This window comes from Streptomyces sp. NPDC006643 (assembly GCF_042870175.1).
GTDB lineage: Bacteria > Actinomycetota > Actinomycetes > Streptomycetales > Streptomycetaceae > Streptomyces.
This window is the reverse complement of record NZ_JBIAHA010000040.1, coordinates 18,040-40,902: the sequence shown is the minus strand read 5'-3', so window position 1 is coordinate 40,902 and position 22,863 is coordinate 18,040. Positions and strand designations below refer to the sequence as shown.

Sequence of the window (22,863 nt, the reverse complement as noted above, 5' to 3'; positions counted from 1 at the left end):
CCGGAGGCGATCTTTCTTCTTCCGGTCCTACTTTTAATTCGTACGGGTGACAGACCAATCCACCTGGCATCTCGCGCCGAATGGCCGGTGTGAGCGAAGATCGGAAAGACCCGAGGAGCGCAACCGGCCGTGCGCCGCGTGGCGTACGAGTGGTGCGCGGCGCGCTGGCCGCGCTCGGCGGGTTGATCGCCGGGCTGGTGGCGCTGTGCGTCGCCGAGCTGGTTTCGGCGGGTGTACGGCCCGAGGCGGGTCCTGTCACGGTGGTGGGCGGCGCGGTCATCGACCGCACCCCGGCCCCGGTGAAGGACTTCGCCGTCCGGAATTTCGGGAACGACGACAAACTGGTCCTGCAACTGGGCATCCTGGCCCTCCTGGCGCTCTTCGCCATGGCGGTCGGAGTGGCCTCGCTGCGGTACCGGAAGGTCGGTCCGGCGGCGGTCCTGGTCTTCGGCGCGATCGGGGCACTGGCGGCGGTGGGACGGCCCGACGGCCGTCTCTCCGACGCCCTGCCCTCGGTCGTGGGCGCGCTGGTGGCCTGCGCGGTGCTGTATCTGCTGGCCGGCCGGCTCGCCCTCCGTCCGTCCCCCGACGGGGATCGGGGGACGGACGGGGCCGTCACGCCGACAACGCGGACCGCGCCCGCCCCGGGCGCGTTCGACCGGCGTGGCTTCGTCATCGCCGCGACGGCCGCAGCCGCGGCCTCGGCTGGAGCGGGACTGCTCGGCCGGCGGCTCAACGCGTCAGGTGCGGCCGAGGCCGCGGCCTCACGCGAGAGCGTCGCCCTGCCCGCCCCGTCCTCACCGGCCCCGCCGATACCGGCGGGCGCGGATCTGAAGGTCCGCGGCCTGAGTTCGTTCACCACGTCCAACAAGGACTTCTACCGGGTGGACACCGCCCTGGTCGTCCCCCGGGTGGACGCGGGCACCTGGCGCCTGCGGATCCACGGCAAGGGAGTCCCCCGGCCGCTCACCGTCAGCTTCCAGGATCTTCTCCGCCGGAAGCTGATCGAACGGGACATCACGCTGACCTGTGTCTCCAACGAGGTCGGCGGCCCGTACGTCGGCAACGCCCGCTGGATCGGCGTCCCCCTCGCCGAGCTGCTGGCCGAGGCCGGTGTGCGGCCCCCGTCGAAGGGCGGTCCCGCCGACCAGTTGGTGTCCCGCTCCGTGGACGGCATGACCATCGGCACCCCTGTCGACACGGTCATGGACGGCCGCGACGCGATGCTCGCGGTCGGTATGAACGGCCAACCCCTGCCGTTCGACCACGGTTTCCCGGTCCGCATGGTCGTCCCCGGCCTGTACGGATACGTATCGGCCTGCAAGTGGCTCGAAGACCTCGAACTGACCACGTTCGACGACTACGACGCGTACTGGGTCAAGCGCAGCTGGTCCCGCGAGGCACCGATCAAGACCCAGTCACGGATCGACACCCCGCGCCCCTTCGCCTCACCGAAGGCGGGCACGGTGCCCGTCGCCGGCGTGGCATGGGCGCAGCACCGCGGTGTCGAGCGCGTCGAGGTACGCGTGGACGGCGGCCGGTGGAACCGGGCCGAACTGGCCGCCGAGAACAGCGAGGACACCTGGCGCCAGTGGCTGTGGCGCTGGCCGGCGACATCCGGCAGCCACACCCTCGAAGTCCGCGCGACGGACCGGGACGGCAACACCCAGACGGACAAGCGCGTGGGGACCGTACCCGACGGCGCGACCGGCTGGCACTCGGTGGTGGTCGCCGTCGACTGACCCCGCCCCACCGCGTTCCCCACGACACCCTGTCGATTTGTCAACCGCACCACCTTCCAAGGAGATTCACATGAAGATCACCCGTTTCCAGCGTGCCGCCGTCACCGTCGTCGCCGCCGTCGCCCTTCCGCTGACGCTCACCTCCTGCTCCAGTGACGACGGCAAGGACACCAAGTCGGAGTCCTCGTCGGCGGCCGAGGAGACGGCGGCCCCGGAGGAGACGGCCGACGACTCGGCGGGCGACACGGCGGACGCCCCGTTCGGCCCGGCCTGCGCCTCGGTCCCGAAGACCGGCCCCGGCAGCTTCGACGGCATGGGCCAGGCACCGGTCGCGACGGCCGCGTCCAACAACCCGGAGCTGTCCACCCTGGTGACCGCGGTGAAGAAGGCCGGCCTGGTCGACACCCTCAACACCGCCGAGAACATCACGGTGTTCGCCCCGACGAACGACGCCTTCGCCAAGATCCCGAAGGCCGACCTGGACGCGGTCCTCGCGGACAAGGCCATGCTCACCAAGATCCTCACCTACCACGTCGTGGGCGAGAAGCTGGCCAAGAAGCAGCTGGCGAGCGGCACGTACGACACCCTCCAGAAGACCACGCTGACCACGGCGGGCTCGGGCGACGCGTACAAGGTGAACGACACGGCCAACGTCGTCTGCGGCGACGTCCCCACGGCCAACGCCACGGTGCACATCATCGACACGGTGCTGATGCCGAAGTAGTCCGCCGTCCGAGGGGGTTGTCCGGCCGTCCTATCCTGGCCGGATGTCCCCCGTGGATCAGCCGCCCCTCACGGGCGGAACAGCTCGAACGGACCGGGTGCTCGGAGCGGTCGTCGGCTCAGCAGTCGGCGACGCGCTCGGGGCACCTTTCGAGTTCGGCCCGGCCGGCGTTTTCACCGCCCGATTCCCCGACGGCGTGGGCGAGATGTGCGGCGGCGGTGGCTGGGATCCGGGCGAGGCCACCGACGACACACAGATGGCGGTGCTGATCGGCGAGTCGCTGCTGGAGCGGGGCGGCCTCGAACCGTCCGACATCTTCGACCGCTTCCGACGGTGGGCCAACGCCGATCCCAAGGACATCGGTCTCCAGACGGAACAGGTTCTCCTGGGCGGCGATCCGTGGGACCTCGCGGCCTCCATCCACTTCCAGCGCTCCGGACGGGCCGCCGGGAACGGCTCGTTGATGCGTGCGGCCACCCCCGCCGTGCACTTCGCCGCCGCGGGCCGCGCCGCCACCATGGCCGCCGCCCGACGGATCGCGGCGCTCACCCACGGCGACCCGGCGGCCTGGGAGGGCACGGCCGTACTGCACGAGCTGATCCGGGTGGCACTGGACGGCGTCGATCCGGTGGCCGCCGTGCCCGGCGTCCTTGGTCACGTACGCGAGGAACACCGGCCGCGCTGGGCCACGGTCCTCGAACCCGGCTGGCACCCGGACGACGCGACGGAGTTCAACGGCGCGGTGTGGCCGTGCCTCGGCTCGGCGCTCTGGGCGCTGCGGACGACCCGTTCGTTCGAGAGCTCCCTGGCGGCGGCCGTCGATCTGGGCGGTGACACGGACACGGTCGCCGCGGTCACCGGCGCGCTCGCGGGCGCCGTGTACGGCTTCGCCTCGATCCCCAGCCGCTGGACGGAGCCGCTCCATGTCCCCCTGCCCGGTTACGGCGACCGGGTGCTGCGTACACCGGAACTGGCCCGGCTGGCCCAGCGGTTGTCGGACGTCGAGTCGCCGGACGTCGAGTAGGAAGCACACGGCGTCATGGCGTCAGCGCGACCGAAGGGGCGGCGGTCGCGGCGAGTGGCCGCACGCGCGTGCGGCCATTCGCGTCGGGCGTGAGACCCGCGCACTGAAGCCGCTGGCGCGGGCGCAGCGTCGCAGCCCACCACGCCTCACCCCGCCGCCCCTCACCCCACCGAGCTGTACGCCACCACCCCGCGCAGCACCCCGTCGACCGCCTTGCGCGCGTTCTTGGCGACGGTGCTGTTCTCGCGGGGGGCCGCCGCCGCGATCTGGCCCAGGACGTCGATCACCTGCTTGCACCAGCGGACGAAGTCGCCCGCCGGCATCTCGGCGTCGCGCAGCACCTCGTCGAGACCCTTGCCGGACGCCCACATGTGTACGGCCCAGGCGAAACCGAGGTCGGGTTCGCGCTGGCCGACCCCCTCCGCCTGGTTGATCTTGAAGTCCTCCTCCAGGGCGTCGAGCCGGCCCCAGATACGGACCATCTCGCCGAGCGCCGTCTTCGAGGGGCCGCTCGGGAGCCGGGGTGCCACCGCGTCGTCCGACTGGCGGGCCTCGAAGACCAACGCCGAGGCGCACGCGGCCAGTTCCGCAGGGGAGAGCCCTTCCCACACGCCTTCGCGCAGGCATTCGCTGGCGAGCAGGTCCAGTTCGCCGTAGAGCCGCGCGAGCCGCTTGCCGTTGCCCGTGACCTCGTCGCCGCGCAGATAGTCCATCTCCGTGAGGAGGGCGACGATCCGGTCGAAGGTGCGGGCGATGGTGTTCGTACGGCCCTCGATCCGCCGCTCAAGCTGCCGGGTGTCCCGCTGGAGGCGGTGATAGCGCTCCGCCCAGCGCGCGTGGTCCTCTCGCTCGTCGCAGCCGTGGCACGGATGCGCGCGCAACTCCGCGCGCAGCCGGGCGATCTCGCGGTCGTCGGCGGCCGGCGCCCGCCCCTTGCGGTGCCGCTCGGGCACCACGTGGCCGGCCTTGGTGCGCAGCGCGGACGCCAGGTCGCGGCGCGACTGCGGCGAACGCTGGTTGAAGCTCTTGGGGATCCGCATCCGGTCCAGCGCCTCGACCGGCACCGGGAAGTCCATCGACGCGAGCCGCTTGACCTGCCGCTCGGCGGTCAGGACCAGGGGCCGCGGGCCGTCGTGGTATTCCACGCCCCGGTGGCCGCCCGCCCGCCCGGCCGGCAGTCCCGGGTCGAGCACCAGCGCGAGTCCGGCGAACTTGCCGGTCGGGACATGGATGACATCACCCGGCTTGAGCTTCTCCAGGGAGGACGCGGCGGCGGCCCGCCGCTGCACGGCGCCCTGCTTGGCCAGCTCCGTCTCGCGGTCCTTGAGGTCGCGGCGCAGCCGCGCGTACTCCTCGAAATTCCCCAAGTGGCAGGTCATTCCCGCCCGGTAGCCTTCCATCCCCTCTTCGTTCTTCTGGACCTGCCGGGAGATCCCGACCACCGACTTGTCCGCCTGGAACTGCGCGAACGACGTCTCCAGCAGCTCCCGCGAGCGGTGCCGGCCGAACTGCTGCACCAGATTGACCGCCATGTTGTACGACGGGCGGAAGCTGGAGCGCAGCGGATACGTACGGGTGCCCGCGAGTCCGGCGAGCGCGCCCGGGTCCATGCCGCGCTGCCACAGGACCACCGCGTGGCCCTCGACGTCGATGCCACGCCGGCCCGCCCGGCCGGTCAGCTGCGTGTACTCACCGGGCGTGATGTCGGCGTGCTGCTCGCCGTTCCACTTGACCAGCTTCTCCAGGACGACGGACCGGGCGGGCATGTTGATGCCGAGCGCCAGCGTCTCCGTGGCGAACACGGCCTTGACCAGGCCCCGGACGAACAGCTCCTCGACGACTTCCTTGAAGGTCGGCAGCATGCCGGCGTGGTGGGCGGCGATGCCGCGCTCCAGGCCCTCCAGCCACTCGTAGTACCCCAGGACATGCAGGTCCTCGGTGGGGATGGACGCGGTGCGCGCCTCCACGATCTCGCGGACCCTGGCCCGCCGCGCGTCGTCGTTGAGCCGCAGCCCGGCGTACATGCACTGCTGTACGGCGGCCTCGCAGCCGGCCCGGCTGAAGATGAAGGTGATGGCGGGCAGCAGATCCTCGGCGTCGAGCCGCTCGATGACCTCGGGCCTGCCTGGCGTCCAGATCCGGCCGCGCTGTCTGCGCTCGCGCTCCCGGTCGGCCTCGCGGACCATCTTGCCCCGGCGGCGGTCCTTGGGGTTGTACGTCTTCTGGTTCTCCATCCGGGCGAGGCGCACCAGGTCCGGGTTGACCTCGCGCCGGGCGCCGCCCCGGCCTCCGTGGTCGGTGCTCTCCTCGAAGAGGTCGTACATCCGGCGGCCCGCGAACACGTGCTGCCACAGCGGCACGGGGCGGTGCTCGGAGACGATCACCTCGGTGCTGCCGCGGACGGTGTCCAGCCAGTCGCCGAACTCCTCGGCGTTGGAGACCGTCGCCGACAGGGACACCAGGGTCACGGACTCGGGGAGATGGATGATCACCTCTTCCCAGACGGCGCCGCGGAAGCGGTCGGAGAGGTAGTGCACCTCGTCCATCACCACATAGCCGAGCCCGGCCAGCGACTGGGAACCCGCGTAGAGCATGTTGCGCAGGACCTCGGTGGTCATGACGACGACCGGCGCATCGGAATTGACGCTGTTGTCGCCGGTGAGCAGTCCGACCTTGTCGGCCCCGTAGCGCTTCGCCAGGTCCGCGTACTTCTGGTTGGACAGCGCCTTGATGGGTGTGGTGTAGAAGCATTTACGGCCTTCGGCGAGCGCCAGGTGCACGGCGAACTCACCGACGATCGTCTTGCCGGAGCCGGTGGGCGCCGCCACCAGGACGCCCTTGCCCGACTCCAACGCCTGGCACGCCTCGATCTGGAAGGGATCGAGGCCGAAGTCGTACATCTCGCGGAACGGCGCGAGTGCGGTGGCCTGCTCGGCTGCGCGGATCCGAGCTGCGGCGTAACGCTCGGCCGGTGTGAGGTCCTCTGTCATCTTGCTCACGAGCCTACCCGCCACCTCTGACAGTCAGCGGATCTTTATGAGGGGTGCGTACGAGGGGTCCGCCGAGACCCGTCAGCGGCCCGGGGCCAGTACCCGTACGGCCCCGGCGACGCACTGGGCCGTGAGGGGCAGCGGGCCGAGCGGCTCGCCGTCGGCGTAGCCGGTCAGACCGGGGGCGGCCAGGGTGATCTTCGCGGTGCGGTGGACGGTGACCACGGGGTGGCTCAGATGCGTGCCCCGGTAGACCCGGGGAAAGACCTTCAGCAGCGTGGCCCGGCTGCAGTCGCCGACGACCGTCACGTCGAACAGTCCGTCGTCCATGGCGGCGTCAGCGCAGATCCGCATGCCGCCTCCGTAGGAGGGTCCGTTGCCGACGGCGATCAGGGTCGCCTCGATCTCCCGCTCGATGCCGTCGTCCAGGGTGACGCGGTAGGGGACGGGCCGGAAGGCGGCCAGTTCGGCCACCATGGCCAGGTCGTACTTGAACCGGCCGGTGGGCCAACGCATGCGGTTGCCGCGGTCGTTGACGCGTGAGTCGAAGCCGGAGGCGAGGACGGTGCCGAACCAGCGGCCCCCGACACGGCCGAGGTCCAGCTCCCGGACCGTGTGGTTCTTGAGCGCGTCGGCGGCGATCCGGCCCGCCGCCGCGGGGTCGCGGACCGGCAGTCCGAGTGCCCGGCCGAAGTCGTTGCCGGTGCCGACGGCGACGACGCCCAGCGGGGTGTCCGTACCGGCCACGGCCTGGAGCGCGAGGGAGACCAGCCCGTCGCCGCCGACGGCTATCAGCGCGCCGGTGCCCGCCGCGACGGCCTCGCGTGCGCGCCGCAGCGCGTCGTCGGCGTCGGATCCGAGCACCGTACGGACGGAGTATCCGGCCTCCCTGAGGGCGCGGGCGGCCGGCTGCGCGGCACGCGCGCCCCTGCCGCGCCCGGCGGTGGGATTGACGAAGAGGCTGATCTCGCTGGTCACAGGTCAGGTCGGATCAGGTCGGATCGGATCAGGTCAGGTCAGGTCAGGTCAGGTCGGATCGCGCCAGGTCAGGTGACGTCGTCGTAGCCGTTCACCCGGGCCGTACGGTTGCTGTCCGCCTGCTCGGGCAGCGCGGCCACCGACGACACCGGTTCGACACTGCCGACGCTCTCCGGCGTGTGCTCCAGATCGGACGCCTCGTCGTCGTCCAGCTCGGCGTCGGGGTTCTTGCGCCGCCTGCGCCGGTCGTTGACGAGCGAGAAGCCGACCGCGCCGAAGTACAGGATCACGATGGGGCCCGCGAGGGCGAGCATGCCCACGGGGTCGGTCGTGGGGGTGATCACCGCGCCGAAGACGAAGACGCCCATGACGACACCGCGCCACCAGCCGACCATTCTGCGGCCGGTCACGATGCCGGTCATGTTGAGCATGACCAGGACCAGGGGCAGCTCGAAGGCGAGACCGAAGACCAGCACCATGCGGGTGGTGAAGTCGAGGACCTCGTCGAGCGAGAGGATGTTGGACGAGCCTTCCGGCGTGAGGCTGATGAGCACCTTCACGCTGATCGGCAGGATGATGTAGGCGAGGTAGGCACCGGCCGTGAAGAGCGGTACGGCGCTCGCCACGAAGGCGTACGTGTACTTCTTCTCGTTCTTGTGCAGGCCGGGCGCGATGAACGCCCACAGCTGGTAGAGCCAGACCGGGCTGGCCACGATGATGCCGGCCGTGAGGCTGACCCGGATCGTCGTGGTGAACGGCGAGGTGAGGGTGTTGAACGAGACGACCGCGCAGTTTCCGCCGTCGCTCTCCTGGAGCCCGTTCTCACACTTGGGCACCGACTCGGAGAGGAAAGACATGATCTGCTCGCTGTAGAACACCGCGACGATCGTCACCACGACGATCGCGAGCAGCCCTTTCGACAGCCGGTTGCGCAGCTCACGAAGGTGCTCCACGAGCGGCATACGCCCCTCGGGATCCTTTTCCTCTGTGCGGGCAGACTTGGGCAACCCACGTCCTCATCTCGTGCGGCAGGCCGTCACCGTGCCCGGTGCGTGCTCGGCCCAGGGGGTCGGATCAGCGCTTGGTCGAGTCGGTCGGCTCGGCGACGGGGCGCGAGCTGGTGACGTCGCCGGGCGCCGCCTGGATGGTCCGGGGGGCGGGCTGGTCCGCGTCGGCGGAGGCGGTCGGCGGGTCCGTCGGAGCCGTGCCGGTCTTGTTCTCGTCGGACTTCATCGCCTTGGCCTCGCTCTTGAGGATGCGCGCCGACTTGCCGAGCGAACGGGCCATGTCGGGAAGCTTCTTGGCGCCGAAGAGCAGGATGATGACGACGAGAATAAGGATGATCTCGGTGGGGCCGAGCCTACCCATAGCATTACCTTCTTCACCGAGGCGACAGAGTCTGGGACGACAGTCGGACCGATGTCCGACCATCGCGCTGGCAGCGATCGTAACCCGCAGGGGTAAACGCAGGGCAATGCCTGTGCGTACTCCCTACGACGGCCCCCGCCTCCAGTCCGAGACCGCTTCGTCACCCTACCGCCCGAACTGGTGATGGAGGGAGGGTGCATTCATTTATCGGATGGCATCGCCGGTCTTCGCGAGATGGGTGGCGGCCAGCTCCAGCTCCTCCGCCGCCCGGTTGATCCGCCGTGTCGTGGAGGCGACCTGATGGCCGAGACGCTGGGCCTCGACGAACACCCGGACCGCGAGGACACCGAGAACGGCGATCCCGCAGAACCCGAGGGCGATGGCGAGCATGGGCCAGAACATGCGAGGGGCCTTCTCTGCTAGGAGGTCGAATGCAGGCGCAACGTCCGGACACCGCCGCCTGTGAGCAGTTCGACGATGCGTTCGCCCGCGGGTTTGCGCACGACCGTCTCGCACTCGGGGCAGGTGAACGAGTAGAACGTCGTACGGCGGCTGGCGCCGATCGCGAGCCGTAGCGCGCCGGCCGACAGCTCGAAGCGGGCCCGGCACTCGGGACAGGCGGCCTGGAAGAGGACAGGCACCACGGGCGGCGGCGACGTTGTCGTCGACGTCGGCGAGAAACCACTCATCACGGACATACCCCCCAAATCCCCTAGTTCTGCCGGTGCGCGTCGTCGGAGTCGTACGCCGCCAGCGCCTCACGAGCCGCCCGCCGCGCGCTCTCCGCCAGCTCCTGCGGGGCGGTGATACGCCCGTCCCTGCCCAGCCGCAGCGCGAGCCGCCGCAGCGAGGCGGGCGCCGGTGTACGGAGCGTGATCCGCAGCCCGCCGTCGGGCAGCTCCTCCGCGCTGTCGTGCGGGTAGTACTCGGCGACCCAGCGCCCGCCGGGACCGACCTCCACCACCACCTCCGGATCGTCCGCCGACGGCTGCACCAGCCCCGCCGACAGATCACGCAGCTCCAGCTCCGGCGGCGCGGCGGGCGCGTCGAGGAGCTTGATCTCCGCGACCCGGTCGAGCCGGAACGTGCGCCGCGCCTCCGACAGCCGGCACCAGGCCTCCATGTACGTGTGGCCCACCGCGAACAGCCTGATCGGATCGACTTCGCGCTCGGTCAGCTCGTCCCGCGCCGGGGAGTAGTAGCGCAGCCAGAGCCGCCGCCGCTCCGAGATCGCCCGGTCCACATCGGCGAACACGCCCCCCTCCGACTCGAAGGTCACCGAGAGCCGCGAGCTGGCACCCGCCACCTCCCCGGCGGCGGCCTCCAGCTTCGCGGTGGCGCGCAGCAGCGCCTGCCGGTCGCTCTCCCGCAGCCCCGGCAGCGTCGCGACGGCGCGCGCGGCCACCAGCAGCGCGGTGGCCTCGTCCGCGGCCAGCCGCAGTGGCTCGGCGACGTCGTCCGGGTTGTGCCACCAGATGCGGTCACCGTCGGTGTCGATGTCGAGAAGGTCCCCGCCGCGGAAACTGGTCCCGCACATGGGCAGGACGTCGAGGTCGGAGATCAGCTCGTCCTCGGTGATACCGAAGGCACGGGCGACATCACTCACGTGTGCGCCCGGTCGCTCACGCAGATATGTCACCAGCGAGAGCATCCGGCGTGTCTGGTCGATGGCGTTGACTGCCATGGTGTGTCCGCGTTCCCCTCAGGCCTTGGCCACGGCGCGCAGCCGGTCCACGACATCGGCCCGCAGATCCGCGGGCTCCAGCACGACGACGTCGGGGCCGAACTCCACCAGCCAGGCGTCCAGGCCATGACCGTACGGGATCTCCAACTCGTCCCAGCCGTCGCCCAGTTCCCGGGACGACACCGCCCGGGCGCGCAGCGGATAGCCGCTCTCCGAACGCAGCCGGATCAGGGCCGAACGCGTCGCCGTCTCACCTGCCCAGCTCTCCACCGTCTCGCGTACGGTCACCACGTCGGGTACGGGCGCGGTGAACTCCCCCGTCCTGGACCGGACCCGGCCGCTGATCCGCGAGAGCCGGAACACCCGCTCGGCCCGGCGCTCCCGGTCCCAGCCGGCCAGATACCAGTGGCCGCGCCAGCACTCCAGCGTCCACGGCTCCACCTGACGCTGCTCCGGCTTGGCCGCATTCGCCTTGCGGTAGTCGAAGACGACGGGTCTGCGGTCACGGCAGGCGAGCATCAGCGGTTCGAACGCGGCCTCGTGGACGGGGATGCGCGGCTCCAGGGCGCTGTGGTGCGCCTCGTACGAGTCCTCCGCCTCGGGCATGCCCGCCGCCCGCAGCTTCTGGAGCGCCCCGCTGGCGGCGCCCGCCAGCCGCGCCTGCTGCCACACCTTCGCGGCGAGCCCGAGCGCGGCGGCCTCCTCGGCGTCCAGGGTGATGGCGGGGAGCCGGTTGCTGTCCCGGCGGGCCAGATAGCCGGTCTCGCCGTCCAGATTCTCCACCGTCTCGATGACCAGGCCGAGTTCGCGCAGATCGTCCTTGTCGCGCTCGAACATCCGGTTGAAGGAGTCGTCGGTGCCGGCTTCCAGATACGCCTCGATGGACTCGCGCAACTCGCGCTTGCTGAGCGGGCGCCGGGTGCCGAGCAGGCACAGCGCGAGATTCATCAACCGCTCGGCCTTGGCAATGGCCATCGACGCCCCACACCTCATTTGATAGTGCCGCACCCGAGCGTCGACCGTACCGCCCGGGAGTACCGAGGTAAAAGCCGAGGGCCCATGCCGGACAGCATGGGCCCTCGGTGTGTCCGTAACCGATCGGACAAGATCGTCGATCAGACGGAGACCAGGTCGCAGACGAAGATCAGCGTCTCGCCGGGGGCGATGGCGCCGCCGCCCGCGCCACGCTCGCCGTAGGCGAGGTGCGAGGGGATCGTCAGCTGACGACGGCCGCCGACCTTCATGCCCTGGACGCCCTGGTCCCAGCCGGAGATGACCTTTCCGGCACCGAGCTGGAACGACAACGGCGCACCGCGGTTCCAGGAGGCGTCGAATTCCTCACCGGTGGAGAAGGCCACGCCGACGTAGTGGACGGAGACGGTGTCGCCCGCCTTGGCGACGGCGCCTTCGCCCTCCCAGATGTCCTTGATCTCCAGGTCGGCCGGCGGCTCGCCACCCGGGAAGTCGATCTCGGGCTTCTCGATGCTCACTGAACTGCTCCTCTAAATGATGAACGGGGCAACCGGGACAGTCTTACACCTTCGCCAGGATGTCCACGGCGAACACCAGAGTGGAGTTCTTGGGGATGCCCTGCTGCTCCTTGTCGCCGAACGCCTCGGCCGGCGGGATCACGACCAGCACCCGGCTGCCGACCTTCTTGCCCACGACGCCGTCCTTCAGACCCTTGAGGGTCAGCTGCGGCAGCGGGAACGTCACGGTCTTGCCGTTCTTGTACGTGCTGTCGAAGGTCTTGGCGTCCTTCCACAGCAGCGCCTCGTAGTTCAGCACGACCGTGTCGGTGGCCTTGACGACCTCGCCCTTGCTCTCCAGCACATAGTTGGAGACGAGCTTCTTCGGCGGGTCCGTCTTCGGGATGGTGACCTTGGGGGCCTTGCCGTCGGCGTTGACCCCGACCTTCGGCAGGTCCACGTTGTCCTGCGCGACCTCGGTGCCCTTGGCGGTGGTCGGGACGGCGGTCGCCTTCAGGATGTCCACGACGAAGACCAGCGTGGAGTTGGGCTTGATGTCGCCCTGGCCCTGCGCGCCGTAACCGAGGTCCGGCGGAATGACCAGCTCGACACGGCTGCCGACCTTCTGGCCCTCCAGGCCCTTGTCCCAGCCCTGGATGACCATGCCGGCGCCGAGCGTCAGATCGAAGGGCGCCTTGCGGTCGAAGCTGTTGTCGAAGGGCTTGGTCGAGTCCCACGACTGGCCCAGGTAGTTGACCTGGATCGCGTCGCCCTTCTTGAGCTTCGCTCCGTCGCCCTCGCTGACGACGTCGGTCTGCAACTCCTTCGGCGGAGTCCCCTCACCTTTCCCGAGGGTCGGCTTCTCACCGAACTTGGCACCCGCTGTGATCTCGGGAAACCCGTTCTTGGACGAGGTGGAGTCGGAGCCTCCGTCGTCACCGCACGCCGCCACGGACAGCAGCAGTAGGGGGATGACGACGAGGCCGGCAAGTCGGCGCACGAATTCCTCAGATCTCAGACGGAAGATTTTGGGTCCTCGACACTCTAGGGCGTGGCAAGGGCCCCGCACGAGGAACGTACGGGGCCCGAGGCGTGTTCCGGGGCGGCGGAGATGCCGCCCGTTGACGCCTACATACCGGCGATCAGTTTTTCGACCCGGTCGTCGACCGAGCGGAACGGGTCCTTGCACAGCACGGTGCGCTGCGCCTGGTCGTTGAGCTTGAGATGGACCCAGTCGACGGTGAAGTCCCGTCGCTGCTCCTGCGCCCGGCGGATGAAATCGCCGCGCAGCCGGGCCCTGGTGGTCTGCGGGGGCACCGACTTGCCCTCGAAGATCTTCATGTCGTTGCAGATCCGGGCCGCCTGGCCGCGCTTCTCCAGCAGGTAGTAGAGCCCGCGTCGGCGGTGGATGTCGTGGTAGGCGAGGTCTATCTGGGCGACCCGGGGGTGGGACATGGTCATGTTGTGCTTGGCCCGGTACCGCTCGATGAGCTTGTACTTCATGACCCAGTCGATCTCGGTGCCGATCCGGTCCAGGTCCTCCGCCTCGATCGCGTCGAGCGTACGGCCCCAGAGCTCCAGGACCTGCTCCACGGTGCCGGTGCGGATGCCCCGGCGGTCCACGAAGTCCACGGCCTTCTCGTAGTACTCCCGCTGGACCTCGATGGCGGACGCCTCGCGACCACTGGCCAGGCGCACCTTGCGCTGACCGGTGATGTCGTGGCTGACCTCGCGGATGGCCCGGATCGGGTTCTCCAGGGTGAGGTCACGCATGACCGTGCCCGCCTCGATCATGCGCAGCACGAGATCCGTGGCACCGACCTTGAGGAGCATCGTCGTCTCGGACATGTTCGAGTCGCCGACGATGACATGCAGCCGCCGGTACCGCTCCGCGTCGGCGTGCGGTTCGTCGCGGGTGTTGATGATCGGACGCGAACGGGTGGTGGCGGAGCTGACACCCTCCCAGATGTGCTCGGCACGCTGACTGACGCAGTAGACCGCGCCACGCGGGGTCTGTAGCACCTTTCCGGCGCCGCACAGCAGCTGCCGGGTCACGAGGAACGGGATGAGGATGTCCGCGAGCCGGGAGAATTCCCCGTGGCGGGCGACGAGATAATTCTCGTGGCAGCCGTAGGAGTTCCCCGCCGAATCGGTGTTGTTCTTGAACAGATAGACGTCGCCCGCGATTCCCTCCTCGTGCAGGCGGCGTTCGGCGTCGACGAGCAGGCCTTCGAGAATGCGCTCGCCCGCCTTGTCGTGCGTGACCAGCTCGGTCACGTTGTCGCATTCGGGTGTCGCGTACTCCGGATGCGATCCCACGTCGAGGTAGAGGCGGGCGCCGTTCCGCAGGAAGACGTTGCTGCTGCGGCCCCATGACACAACACGGCGGAAGAGGTAGCGCGCCACTTCGTCAGGTGACAGCCGGCGCTGTCCCCTGAAGGTGCACGTGACGCCGTACTCGTTCTCCAGCCCGAAAATGCGGCGGTCCATGTCTGAACATTACGCCTGATGGCCTGAGCTGAAACCGTGTTGGGCCGCACCGTTGCGATCATTTTCGTAACCGACCGCCCCGGCGAGGTCGCTCCCGGTACCGGCGACGGGAGCCGCGAGGACCTTCCGGGTGGCCAGCAGAACCAGCAGCGCGGCGACACCGCCCGCCCCCGCGACGGCGAAGCCCGCCGACGTCCCGGCCAGTTCGACGGCCGGGCCGGCCACCCCCGTACCGAACGCGGTGCCGACGCCGAAGGTCGTCACGAGCCAGGAGAACGCCTCCGTGACCGTGCCGCGCGGCGCGTGCCGGTCGACCACGATGAACGCGCAGGCCAGCGCGGGCGCCAGGAAGACCCCGGCGAGCGCGGCGAGCCCGGTCATCGCCACCACGCCCGGGGTGAGCGCCAGCGGCAGATAGCCGGCCGCGAGCAGCGCGGTGATCCACAGCAGCCTGCGCTCGGGAGTGCCGGTCCACTGCCGCGCTCCGTACGCGAGACCGCCCACCAGCGCGCCGAGACCGAGGGCGGCCATCAGCCAGCCGTACACCGACTCGCGGCCCTGGTCGTCGGCGTACGCGACACCGGCGACGGTGATCGAGCCGAGCGCCAGACCGATGAAGAGGAAGGCGGCGAGCAGCGCGAGGAGTCCCGGCGAGCGCAGGGCGCCGAGCCAGTGCGCCTCCCGGGGCGCCGAGCGCCACGCGCGCGAGGGCTTGGACAGCACCACGGTGAGCGCGCCGAGGACGCCTATGGCGTTGATGACCAGGAGCGCGGCGGCCGGGGACCAGAGGGAGACGAGGAGGGTGACGAGCAGCGGGCCCGCCGTGAACATCACCTCCTGCGCCACGGCGTCCATGGCGTACGCCCGGTGCACCCGGTCCTCGCGGCCCAGGACGCTCGGCCACAGGGCCCGCAGACCGCCTTCGAGCGGCGGGGTGAAGAGGCCCGCGACGACGACCGCCGCGAAGGCGAGGGGCAGCGGGTCGATTCCCATGACGGCGAGGAGGAGCGTGCCGAGGGCGGAGACGATCGCGGCGGGGAGCTGGACGCGCGGCTGGCCGACCAGGTCCACGGCCCGGCCGAGGAGCGGCTGGCCTATCGCGGTGGCGAGTCCGTAGACGGCCGTCAGGGCGCCCGCGAGGGTGTAGCTGCCGCCCGCGTCGCGGGTGAACAGGACGATGGCGATATGGCCGGTGGCGCTGGGCAGCCGCCCGACGAGCGTGCCGGTGAGCAGCCGTGCCGCGTGCGGTGCTCTGAGAATCTCCACATAGCCGGCGGCCATGGGTCCCCCTTCTCTCGCCCGGTTCACCCGGCCCAACGAAGTTTTACGTATAACGTCCGGCGTCATACGTACCATGTCCGCAGCCCGCGGGTCCACCGACTTGACGGCCACACGGTCCGGCGCCCCGCGCCCGCGACAGTCACCACGAAGGACGACACCCATGGCAGAGCCGCCCCGTACGGACCGGCCCGGTCCCGGCACGGCCGCGCGGCCGTCCAGGCCGACCAGCAGGGACGTCGCGCACGCCGCCGGGGTCTCGCAGGCCACCGTCTCGCTCGTCCTCGGCGACAAGTGGCGGGGCCGTGTCTCGGAACGTACGGCCGGACTCGTCCGGAACACCGCCCGCGAGCTCGGCTACCGGCCCAACCTCGCCGCCCGCAACCTCCGCCTCGGCCGCACCAGGACCGCCCTGCTGGTCGTCCCCGCGCTCACCCACGAGTTCTTCGCCCGCGTCTACACCGGCGCCGCGTCGGTCGCCGCCGAGCACAGCTTCGGTGTGGTCCTCTACCCCTCGCCGGAGGGCATCGGGCCCGCCAAGGACCCGTTCGCCTCCGCGCGGGCGGCACTGGACGGAGTCATCGCCTCGTCCATCGCCGCCGAGGCGCTCGCCGCGATCCGCGGCACCGATCTGCCCCTGGTCATGCTCGACAGCGACCCCGCGGGATCCGGCGCCGCCGCACATGTGAACCTCGACATCGCCGACGCCATGCGGCAGGTGACGGACCATCTGCTCGGCCTCGGCCACCGCCGTATCACGCACCTCGCCTCCGCCGTCGCCTCATGGACGTTCACCGTCCGGGCCGACACCCTCGCCGAGGCCGTGCGTGGGGTGCCCGGTGCGGTCGTACGCACCGTGCCGTCGGCCCTGGAGGTGCACGCGGCCCGGGAGGCGGCCGAGCGGGCGCTCAGCGGCCCGGGGCCCCGCCCCACGGCCCTGATCTGCGACAGCGACGTCCTGGCGGCGGGCGCCGTCAAGGCCGTACGGAAACTCGGGCTGCGGGTGCCTGACGACGTCTCCGTCACGGGCTTCGACGACCTGGCTCTCGCGACGGCGGTGGAGCCGGAGCTGACCACGGTGCGCCTGCCCGCCGAACAGGTCGGCGAGCACGGGATGTCGGCGCTGCTCGCCATCCTCGAAGGACGCGAGCCCGACAACACCGTGCTGCCCGTCTCGTTGGTGGTCCGCGGCTCGACCGCTCCCCCGCCGGGCCCCTGACGCACCGGTGCCCCGAACCCTTGCGCGGTCCGGGGCACCTGGAGTATCCCGCCGGTCACTTCTCGGCGTCGCCCGATTCCTCGGACTCCTCGGTGTCGGAAGGCGCGTCCGTCGGCGTGGACGCCGCACCGTCCGCCTCCAGCAGACGCGCCAGCTGACGGCCGACGACCCGCTTGAACTTCCGCTGCTGCGGCCGGGTGCGGTCCAGCACCGCCACCTCCAGCCGCTCGGCGGGAATCTCCCGCTCGCTCCCGTTGGTGTCCCGGGACAGCGCCTGCACGGCCAGCTTCAACGCCTCGGCGAGCGACATCCCGTCACGGTGCTGCTGATCGAGGAAGGTGCTGATCTGCTCGGAGTTGCCACCCACGGCGACCGAACCGTGCTCGTCCACGATCGACCCGTCGTGCGGCAGCCGGTAGATCTGATCCCCGTCGGCCGTCGGGCCCACCTCGGCGACGACCAGCTCCACCTCGTACGGCTTCTCGCCGGCGCTGGAGAAGATCGTGCCCAGCGTCTGCGCGTAGACGTTGGCGAGCCCACGGGCCGTCACATCGTCGCGGTCGTAGGTGTATCCGCGCAGATCCGCGTACCGCACGCCGCCGATGCGCAGATTCTCGTACTCGTTGTACTTACCGGCGGCGGCGAAACCGATCCGGTCGTAGATCTCGCTGAACTTGTGCAAGGCGCGGGACGGATTCTCACCGACGAAGACAATGCCGTCGGCGTACTGCAACACAACCAGGCTGCGACCGCGGGCGATGCCCTTGCGGGCGTACTCCGCCCGGTCGGCCATGGCCTGCTGGGGTGAGACATAGAACGGCGTCGACACCGGCTATCCGTCCCTTCCTGTCAGTGACATGTCTATTCAGCGGATGCCGGGCGTCAGAGCAACTCGGCGCGCGGGCCGTCCGGCTGCGCCAGCCGGCGCTCGATGATCGAACGGGCAACCTCCGAGGACTCCTCGTCGGTGACCCGCCGGAAGCCCTCGTCACTCATGATGTTGACGATGGGGTAGATCTTGCGCGCGACATCCGGACCACCGGTCGCCGAATCGTCGTCCGCCGCGTCGTAAAGCGCCTGGATCACGAGGGTGATGGCCTGCTCCTCCGTCAGCCCCTCACGGAACAGCTTCTTCATCGAGCCCCGCGCGAAGAGCGAACCCGACCCCGTCGACGCGTACCCGTGCTCCTCCGACCGGCCGCCGGTGACGTCGTACGAGAAGATACGTCCCTGCCCGCGGTCCACGTCCCAGCCGGCGAACAGCGGAACCACGGCCAGACCCTGCATCGCCATGGCGAGATTGCTGCGGATCATGGTGGACAGCCGGTTGGCCTTGCCCTCGAACGAGAGCTGCGCGCCTTCGACCTTCTCGAAGTGCTCCAGCTCCAGCTGGAACAGCTTCACCATCTCCACGGCGAGACCCGCCGTACCGGCGATGCCCACCGCCGAGTACTCGTCGGCCGGGAAGACCTTCTCGATGTCGCGCTGCGCGATCATGTTGCCCATGGTCGCCCGCCGGTCGCCGGCGAGGATGACCCCGCCGTCGAACGTCACGGCGACGATCGTCGTCCCGTGCGGCGCCTCGATCGCGCCCTGGACGGGCGGCAGCACCCGGTTGCCGGGCAGGATCTCCGGCGAGTGGACGGACAGGAAGTCCATGAACGAGGCCGACCCGGGCGTCAGGAAGGCAGCCGGCAGACGCCCGGTGCTACGAGTGTTGGCTTCCACGCGTTTCCCTCCAGGTATGCGATGGCACGGCGCACCGTGTCGGGATCCTCCCCCAACTTGCCAATGGCCGAATTGCAGTTGAAGCACAGTACGCCTCGGACCCTACCCGTCTCGTGGCGGTGATCCACCTGCGTGGCGGACGCGGATCGCCCTGTCGCGCCGGGCCTGCGTGCCGCGTTGCGAATGGACGCGCCCAGGGGGAAGGTGCTCCCGTCCTCGGGAGCACCTCCTCAACCCTTGGTCACGCCGTGACTACTGTCCGCCCTTTTGCACGAAGCTTCGAACGAAGTCCTCGGCGTTCTCCTCGAGCACGTCGTCGATCTCGTCCAGCACGGAGTCCACGTCGTCCGACAGCTTCTCCTGGCGCTCCTTGAGGTCCTCGGACTGCTGTACGTCCTCGGTCTGCTCCTCGACGTCCTCGGTGGAACGCGTCGCCTTCTGCTGTCCGCCGCCGGTGTCCTTGGTCGCCATATCCCTCACCCCGCTCGGTTGCCCCGCTCGATGTGACCTTCAAGATCCGACCCTACAAGCAGGGTCCGACATCGGCCCCGCAGTTCTTACAACGTCCGGGGGCCACCTCCATGATTCCCTCACCGGGACCATTTCAGCCGCCTGAGAGCACCCGGACCAGGTCTTCGGCCGTGCGGCACCGGTCCAGGAGCGCTTTCACATGGTTACGGGTGCCCCGGAGAGGTTCCAGGGTGGGCACCCGCTGGAGCGAGTCCCGGCCCGGCAGATCGAAGATGACCGAGTCCCAGGAGGCGGCGGCCACGTCGTCCGCGTACTGCTCCAGACAGCGGCCCCGGAAGTAGGCCCGGGTGTCCTCCGGAGGCTTTGTCTCGGCCCGTTCGACGTCCGGTTCGTCCAGGAGCCTGCTCATCTTGCCGCGGGCCACCAGACGGTTGTACAGGCCCTTCTCGGGGCGTACGTCCGAGTACTGGAGATCCACCAGGTGCAGCCGTGCGGCGTCCCATTCCAGGCCGTCACGGCGGCGGTAGCCCTCCAGGATCTCCTTCTTCGTGACCCAGTCCAGCTCGCCCGACAGACTCATCGGATCGTTCTCCAGGCGGTTGAGCGTGTCCTCCCAACGGCCCAGTACGTCTCTGGTCTGCTCGTCGGCGTCGGCGCCGTAGCGCTCCTCGACGTATTTGCGGGCCAGTTCGAAATACTCCATCTGGAGCTGTACGGCGGTGAGTGTCCGGCCGCTGCGGAGCGTGACCAGCTGGGCCAGCGAGGAGTCGTGCGACACCTGGTGGAGCGTGCGCACGGGCTGGTCGACGGCCAGGTCGACGTTGATGAACCCGTCCTCGATCATGGACAGGACCAGGGATGTCGTGCCGAGTTTCAGATAGGTGGAGATCTCCGACAGATTCGCGTCGCCGATGATCACATGGAGCCTGCGGTACTTCTCGGCGTCTGAGTGCGGTTCGTCCCGGGTGTTGATGATGGGCCGTTTGAGGGTGGTCTCCAGTCCGACCTCGACCTCGAAGTAGTCGGCGCGCTGGCTGATCTGGAAGCCGTGCTCGTTGCCGTCCTGGCCGATACCGACACGGCCCGCGCCGGTGACGACCTGCCGTGAGACGAAGAACGGCGTCAGATGGCGCACGATGTCCGAGAACGGGGTCTCCCGCTTCATCAGGTAGTTCTCGTGCGTGCCGTACGAGGCGCCCTTGTTGTCGGTGTTGTTCTTGTACAGCAGGATCGGCTGGGCGCCGGGGAGCTGTCCCGCGCGCTCGGCGGCCTCGGCCATGATGCGCTCGCCGGCCTTGTCCCACAGGACGGCGTCGCGCGGGTTGGTGATCTCCGGGGAGCTGTACTCGGGGTGCGCGTGGTCGACGTAGAGCCGCGCGCCGTTGGTGAGGATCACATTGGCCAGCCCGATGTCCTCGTCGGTGAGCTGGCTGGACTCGGCGGCCTCGCGGGCGAGGTCGAAGCCTCGTGCGTCCCGCAGCGGGTTCTCCTCCTCGAAGTCCCAGCGGGCGCGGCGCGCCCGGTGCATCGCCGCCGCGTAGGCGTTGACGATCTGGGACGAGGTGAGCATGGCATTGGCGTTCGGTTGGCCGGGGACGGAGATCCCGTACTCCGTCTCGATGCCCATTACTCGCCGTACGGTCATGCGGCCCTCCTTGCCCGGCGGCGTTCCCCTTCGGGAACGGCGCTCAAGTACCGCTGTCTCTCCGGTGCGTGTGCGGTGCCCGTCCCCGCACTGCGCGCCGCGGCGGTACCGAAGAGCCTAGAACGCCTCTGCACTGGTGGGGAGATCGTTTCCGTCATTGGCCTGGTGTCGTGAAAGGTACGGGGAAAGCAACCGGCTGCGGATGCCCGTCCGGACATCCGCAGCCGGTCTGTTTCTTACAGGTACTGTCCGGTGTTGGCCACCGTGTCGATGGAGCGTCCGGTGTCCGCGCCCTGTTTTCCGGTGACGAGGGTGCGGATGAAGACGATCCGCTCGCCCTTCTTGCCGGAGATACGGGCCCAGTCGTCGGGGTTGGTGGTGTTCGGCAGGTCCTCGTTCTCCTTGAACTCGTCCACGCAGGCCTGGAGGAGGTGGTTGACGCGGAGTCCTCGCTGGTTCTCGTCGAGGAAGTCCTTGATCGCCATCTTCTTGGCCCGGTCGACGATGTTCTGGATCATCGCGCCGGAGTTGAAGTCCTTGAAGTAGAGGACTTCCTTGTCGCCGTTGGCGTACGTGACTTCGAGGAAGCGGTTCTCCTCGGACTCGGTGTACATCCGCTCGACGACCGACTGGATCATGCCCTGGACCGTGGACTCGGGTGAGCCCTTGTGTTCGGAGAGGTCGTCCTCGTGGAGAGGCAGCGAGGACCGCAGGTACTTGGCGAAGATGTCCTTCGCCGCCTCCGCGTCGGGACGCTCGATCTTGATCTTCACATCGAGCCGGCCGGGGCGCAGGATCGCCGGGTCGATCATGTCCTCGCGGTTGGAGGCGCCGATCACGATGACGTTCTCCAGGCCCTCCACACCGTCGATCTCGGCGAGCAGCTGGGGGACGATGGTGTTCTCCACGTCCGAGCTGACACCGGATCCGCGGGTGCGGAAGAGGGACTCCATCTCGTCGAAGAAGACGATGACGGGGGTGCCCTCACTGGCCTTCTCACGGGCGCGCTGGAAGACGAGGCGGATGTGCCGCTCGGTCTCGCCGACGTACTTGTTGAGAAGCTCGGGGCCCTTGATGTTGAGGAAGTAGCTCTTCCCCGCGGGCCGGCCGCTGACTTCGGCGACCTTCTTGGCGAGGGAGTTGGCCACGGCCTTGGCGATGAGAGTCTTGCCGCAGCCGGGCGGACCGTAGAGCAGGATGCCCTTGGGCGGGCGCAGTTCGTGCTCTTTGAAGAGGTCCGGGTAGAGGTAGGGGAGCTCGACCGCGTCGCGGATCATCTCGATCTGGCCGCCGAGGCCGCCGATCTTGCTGTAGTCGACGTCCGGGACTTCTTCGAGGACGAGCTCCTCGACCTCGCTCTTGGGGACCACTTCGTAGACGTACCCGGAGCGCGGTTCGAGCAGGAGGGCGTCGCCGGCGCGGATGGTGATGTCGAGCAGGGGCTCGGCGAGGCGTACCACTCTTTCCTCGTCGGTGTGTCCGACGACCAGGGCGCGCTCGCCGTCCTCAAGGATCTCCTTGAGGGTGACGATGTCTCCGGCCCGCTCGAACTCCATGGCCTCGACCACGTTGAGGGCCTCGTTGAGCATGACTTCCTGGCCGCGCCGGAGCTCTTCGAGCTCGACGCCCGGACTGACGTTCACCCGGAGCTTGCGGCCCCCGGTGAAGATGTCGGCCGTGCCGTCCTCGTTGGCGTGCAGGAAGACGCCGAAACCGGCCGGCGGCTGTGCGAGCCGGTCGACCTCTTCCTTGAGGGCCACGATCTGGTCGCGGGCCTCACGCAGCGTATTGGCGAGCCGCTCATTCTGCGCGGACACGCCTGCGAGGTTTGTCTGTAGTTCGACGATCCGCTCTTCGAGAATCCTCGTATGACGCGGAGAGTCGGCGAGCTTACGTCGCAGGACGGCGATTTCCTGCTCAAGATAGGCAACCTGGCCGGCCGGGTCTTCGGACCCTCGTCCGGGCCGGATGCCGCGGTTGTTGTCGTCGTGGGCTGCCACGGTCCTCACCTCCTCCAAGGGGAGCTGGACGCTTCCTGACCCTACCTGGGTAG

21 protein-coding genes and 1 pseudogene are annotated in these 22,863 nt (G+C 69.4%); 4 read left to right on the top strand and 18 right to left on the bottom strand.

Annotated elements, in window-relative coordinates; all coding sequences use genetic code 11:
• Positions 1-89: 89 nt before the first annotated feature.
• From ACFYNU_RS37055 to ACFYNU_RS37045, 3 genes are all read left to right on the top strand, one after another.
• Positions 90-1,742 (top strand): molybdopterin-dependent oxidoreductase, encoded by a 1,653-nt coding sequence (locus tag ACFYNU_RS37055; protein ID WP_388768561.1) that lies wholly within the window; start codon positions 90-92, stop codon positions 1,740-1,742.
• A gap of 70 nt (positions 1,743-1,812) precedes the next feature.
• Positions 1,813-2,466 carry a fasciclin domain-containing protein gene (locus ACFYNU_RS37050; protein ID WP_356596120.1) on the top strand — a complete coding sequence of 218 codons (654 nt, stop codon included), beginning with the start codon at positions 1,813-1,815 and terminating at the stop codon, positions 2,464-2,466.
• A gap of 43 nt (positions 2,467-2,509) precedes the next feature.
• Positions 2,510-3,490, top strand: a complete 981-nt coding sequence (locus ACFYNU_RS37045; protein WP_356596122.1) for an ADP-ribosylglycohydrolase family protein — start codon at positions 2,510-2,512, stop codon at positions 3,488-3,490.
• A gap of 161 nt (positions 3,491-3,651) precedes the next feature.
• Here the strand turns inward: ACFYNU_RS37045 and ACFYNU_RS37040 are convergent, their stop codons facing one another.
• The 12 genes from ACFYNU_RS37040 to ACFYNU_RS36985 all read right to left on the bottom strand — a co-directional run bounded on the left by ACFYNU_RS37040 (position 3,652) and on the right by ACFYNU_RS36985 (position 15,750).
• Positions 3,652-6,480 carry a DEAD/DEAH box helicase gene (locus tag ACFYNU_RS37040; protein ID WP_356596181.1) on the bottom strand — a complete coding sequence of 943 codons (2,829 nt, stop codon included), beginning with the start codon at positions 6,478-6,480 and terminating at the stop codon, positions 3,652-3,654.
• A gap of 81 nt (positions 6,481-6,561) precedes the next feature.
• Entirely contained in the window at positions 6,562-7,458 is an 897-nt protein-coding gene (locus tag ACFYNU_RS37035) for a diacylglycerol kinase (protein WP_356596124.1), read from the bottom strand.
• A 68-nt stretch (positions 7,459-7,526) separates the two neighbouring features.
• Positions 7,527-8,420, bottom strand: coding sequence for a twin-arginine translocase subunit TatC (gene tatC / locus ACFYNU_RS37030; RefSeq protein WP_356596126.1), 894 nt, complete (start codon positions 8,418-8,420; stop codon positions 7,527-7,529).
• A 112-nt stretch (positions 8,421-8,532) separates the two neighbouring features.
• Entirely contained in the window at positions 8,533-8,826 is a 294-nt protein-coding gene (gene tatA / locus ACFYNU_RS37025) for a Sec-independent protein translocase subunit TatA (RefSeq protein ID WP_356596128.1), read from the bottom strand.
• 204 nt (positions 8,827-9,030) lie between these two features.
• Positions 9,031-9,228: a hypothetical protein gene (locus tag ACFYNU_RS37020; protein ID WP_356596130.1), complete on the bottom strand. Its 198-nt coding sequence runs from the start codon at positions 9,226-9,228 to the stop codon at positions 9,031-9,033.
• 17 nt (positions 9,229-9,245) lie between these two features.
• Complete coding sequence (locus ACFYNU_RS37015; RefSeq protein WP_356596183.1) at positions 9,246-9,515, bottom strand: hypothetical protein; 270 nt, start codon at positions 9,513-9,515, stop codon at positions 9,246-9,248.
• Positions 9,516-9,538: 23 nt separating this feature from the next.
• Positions 9,539-10,510 (bottom strand): WYL domain-containing protein, encoded by a 972-nt coding sequence (locus ACFYNU_RS37010; protein WP_356596132.1) that lies wholly within the window; start codon positions 10,508-10,510, stop codon positions 9,539-9,541.
• Between the two features lie 18 nt (positions 10,511-10,528).
• On the bottom strand, positions 10,529-11,485 hold the full coding sequence (locus ACFYNU_RS37005; RefSeq protein WP_356596134.1) for a WYL domain-containing protein: 957 nt from the start codon (positions 11,483-11,485) through the stop codon (positions 10,529-10,531).
• A gap of 140 nt (positions 11,486-11,625) precedes the next feature.
• The gene (locus ACFYNU_RS37000; RefSeq protein ID WP_356596136.1) at positions 11,626-12,000 is read right to left on the bottom strand and encodes an FKBP-type peptidyl-prolyl cis-trans isomerase; all 375 of its coding nucleotides are present in this window, start codon (positions 11,998-12,000) and stop codon (positions 11,626-11,628) included.
• A gap of 43 nt (positions 12,001-12,043) precedes the next feature.
• Positions 12,044-12,979, bottom strand: coding sequence for an FKBP-type peptidyl-prolyl cis-trans isomerase (locus ACFYNU_RS36995; RefSeq protein WP_356596138.1), 936 nt, complete (start codon positions 12,977-12,979; stop codon positions 12,044-12,046).
• A gap of 128 nt (positions 12,980-13,107) precedes the next feature.
• Positions 13,108-14,469 (bottom strand): Pup--protein ligase, encoded by a 1,362-nt coding sequence (pafA, locus tag ACFYNU_RS36990; RefSeq protein WP_078078166.1) that lies wholly within the window; start codon positions 14,467-14,469, stop codon positions 13,108-13,110.
• A gap of 9 nt (positions 14,470-14,478) precedes the next feature.
• Entirely contained in the window at positions 14,479-15,750 is a 1,272-nt protein-coding gene (locus tag ACFYNU_RS36985; protein WP_356596140.1) for an MFS transporter, read from the bottom strand.
• A gap of 160 nt (positions 15,751-15,910) precedes the next feature.
• Between ACFYNU_RS36985 and ACFYNU_RS36980 the strand changes: the two genes are divergently transcribed.
• The gene (locus ACFYNU_RS36980; RefSeq protein WP_356596142.1) at positions 15,911-16,966 is read left to right on the top strand and encodes a LacI family DNA-binding transcriptional regulator; all 1,056 of its coding nucleotides are present in this window, start codon (positions 15,911-15,913) and stop codon (positions 16,964-16,966) included.
• Between the two features lie 55 nt (positions 16,967-17,021).
• On the opposite strand, the gene prcA is transcribed toward ACFYNU_RS36980, so the two are convergent.
• The 6 genes and pseudogenes from prcA to arc all read right to left on the bottom strand — a co-directional run bounded on the left by prcA (position 17,022) and on the right by arc (position 22,810).
• Complete coding sequence (prcA, locus tag ACFYNU_RS36975) at positions 17,022-17,795, bottom strand: proteasome subunit alpha (protein WP_356596144.1); 774 nt, start codon at positions 17,793-17,795, stop codon at positions 17,022-17,024.
• Positions 17,796-17,848: 53 nt separating this feature from the next.
• Entirely contained in the window at positions 17,849-18,694 is an 846-nt protein-coding gene (prcB, locus tag ACFYNU_RS36970) for a proteasome subunit beta (protein ID WP_356596146.1), read from the bottom strand.
• A pseudogene (locus tag ACFYNU_RS36965) lies at positions 18,646-18,837 on the bottom strand (endonuclease domain-containing protein); the annotation flags it as partial. The pseudogene ACFYNU_RS36965 and the gene prcB, both read right to left, overlap by 49 nt.
• 109 nt (positions 18,838-18,946) lie before the next feature.
• Complete coding sequence (locus tag ACFYNU_RS36960; protein WP_356596148.1) at positions 18,947-19,165, bottom strand: ubiquitin-like protein Pup; 219 nt, start codon at positions 19,163-19,165, stop codon at positions 18,947-18,949.
• Positions 19,166-19,298: 133 nt separating this feature from the next.
• Entirely contained in the window at positions 19,299-20,810 is a 1,512-nt protein-coding gene (dop, locus tag ACFYNU_RS36955; protein WP_356596150.1) for a depupylase/deamidase Dop, read from the bottom strand.
• 236 nt (positions 20,811-21,046) lie between these two features.
• A complete protein-coding gene (gene arc / locus ACFYNU_RS36950; RefSeq protein ID WP_356596152.1) occupies positions 21,047-22,810 on the bottom strand; it encodes a proteasome ATPase in 1,764 nt (587 codons plus the stop codon).
• Positions 22,811-22,863 lie beyond the last annotated feature (53 nt).

Excerpts from the sequence above, each read along its gene's own strand:
- ACFYNU_RS37050 (WP_356596120.1), top strand. The coding sequence starts at position 1,813 with ATGAAGATCACCCGTTTCCAGCGTGCCGCCGTCACCGTCGTCGCCGCC.
- ACFYNU_RS37045 (WP_356596122.1), top strand. The coding sequence starts at position 2,510 with ATGTCCCCCGTGGATCAGCCGCCCCTCACGGGCGGAACAGCTCGAACG.
- ACFYNU_RS37040 (WP_356596181.1), bottom strand. The coding sequence starts at position 6,480 with ATGACAGAGGACCTCACACCGGCCGAGCGTTACGCCGCAGCTCGGATC.
- tatC (WP_356596126.1), bottom strand. The coding sequence starts at position 8,420 with ATGCCGCTCGTGGAGCACCTTCGTGAGCTGCGCAACCGGCTGTCGAAA.
- tatA (WP_356596128.1), bottom strand. The coding sequence starts at position 8,826 with ATGGGTAGGCTCGGCCCCACCGAGATCATCCTTATTCTCGTCGTCATC.
- ACFYNU_RS37020 (WP_356596130.1), bottom strand. The coding sequence starts at position 9,228 with ATGTTCTGGCCCATGCTCGCCATCGCCCTCGGGTTCTGCGGGATCGCC.
- ACFYNU_RS37015 (WP_356596183.1), bottom strand. The coding sequence starts at position 9,515 with ATGAGTGGTTTCTCGCCGACGTCGACGACAACGTCGCCGCCGCCCGTG.
- ACFYNU_RS37010 (WP_356596132.1), bottom strand. The coding sequence starts at position 10,510 with ATGGCAGTCAACGCCATCGACCAGACACGCCGGATGCTCTCGCTGGTG.
- ACFYNU_RS37005 (WP_356596134.1), bottom strand. The coding sequence starts at position 11,485 with ATGGCCATTGCCAAGGCCGAGCGGTTGATGAATCTCGCGCTGTGCCTG.
- pafA (WP_078078166.1), bottom strand. The coding sequence starts at position 14,469 with ATGGACCGCCGCATTTTCGGGCTGGAGAACGAGTACGGCGTCACGTGC.
- ACFYNU_RS36985 (WP_356596140.1), bottom strand. The coding sequence starts at position 15,750 with ATGGCCGCCGGCTATGTGGAGATTCTCAGAGCACCGCACGCGGCACGG.
- ACFYNU_RS36980 (WP_356596142.1), top strand. The coding sequence starts at position 15,911 with ATGGCAGAGCCGCCCCGTACGGACCGGCCCGGTCCCGGCACGGCCGCG.
- ACFYNU_RS36960 (WP_356596148.1), bottom strand. The coding sequence starts at position 19,165 with ATGGCGACCAAGGACACCGGCGGCGGACAGCAGAAGGCGACGCGTTCC.
- dop (WP_356596150.1), bottom strand. The coding sequence starts at position 20,810 with ATGACCGTACGGCGAGTAATGGGCATCGAGACGGAGTACGGGATCTCC.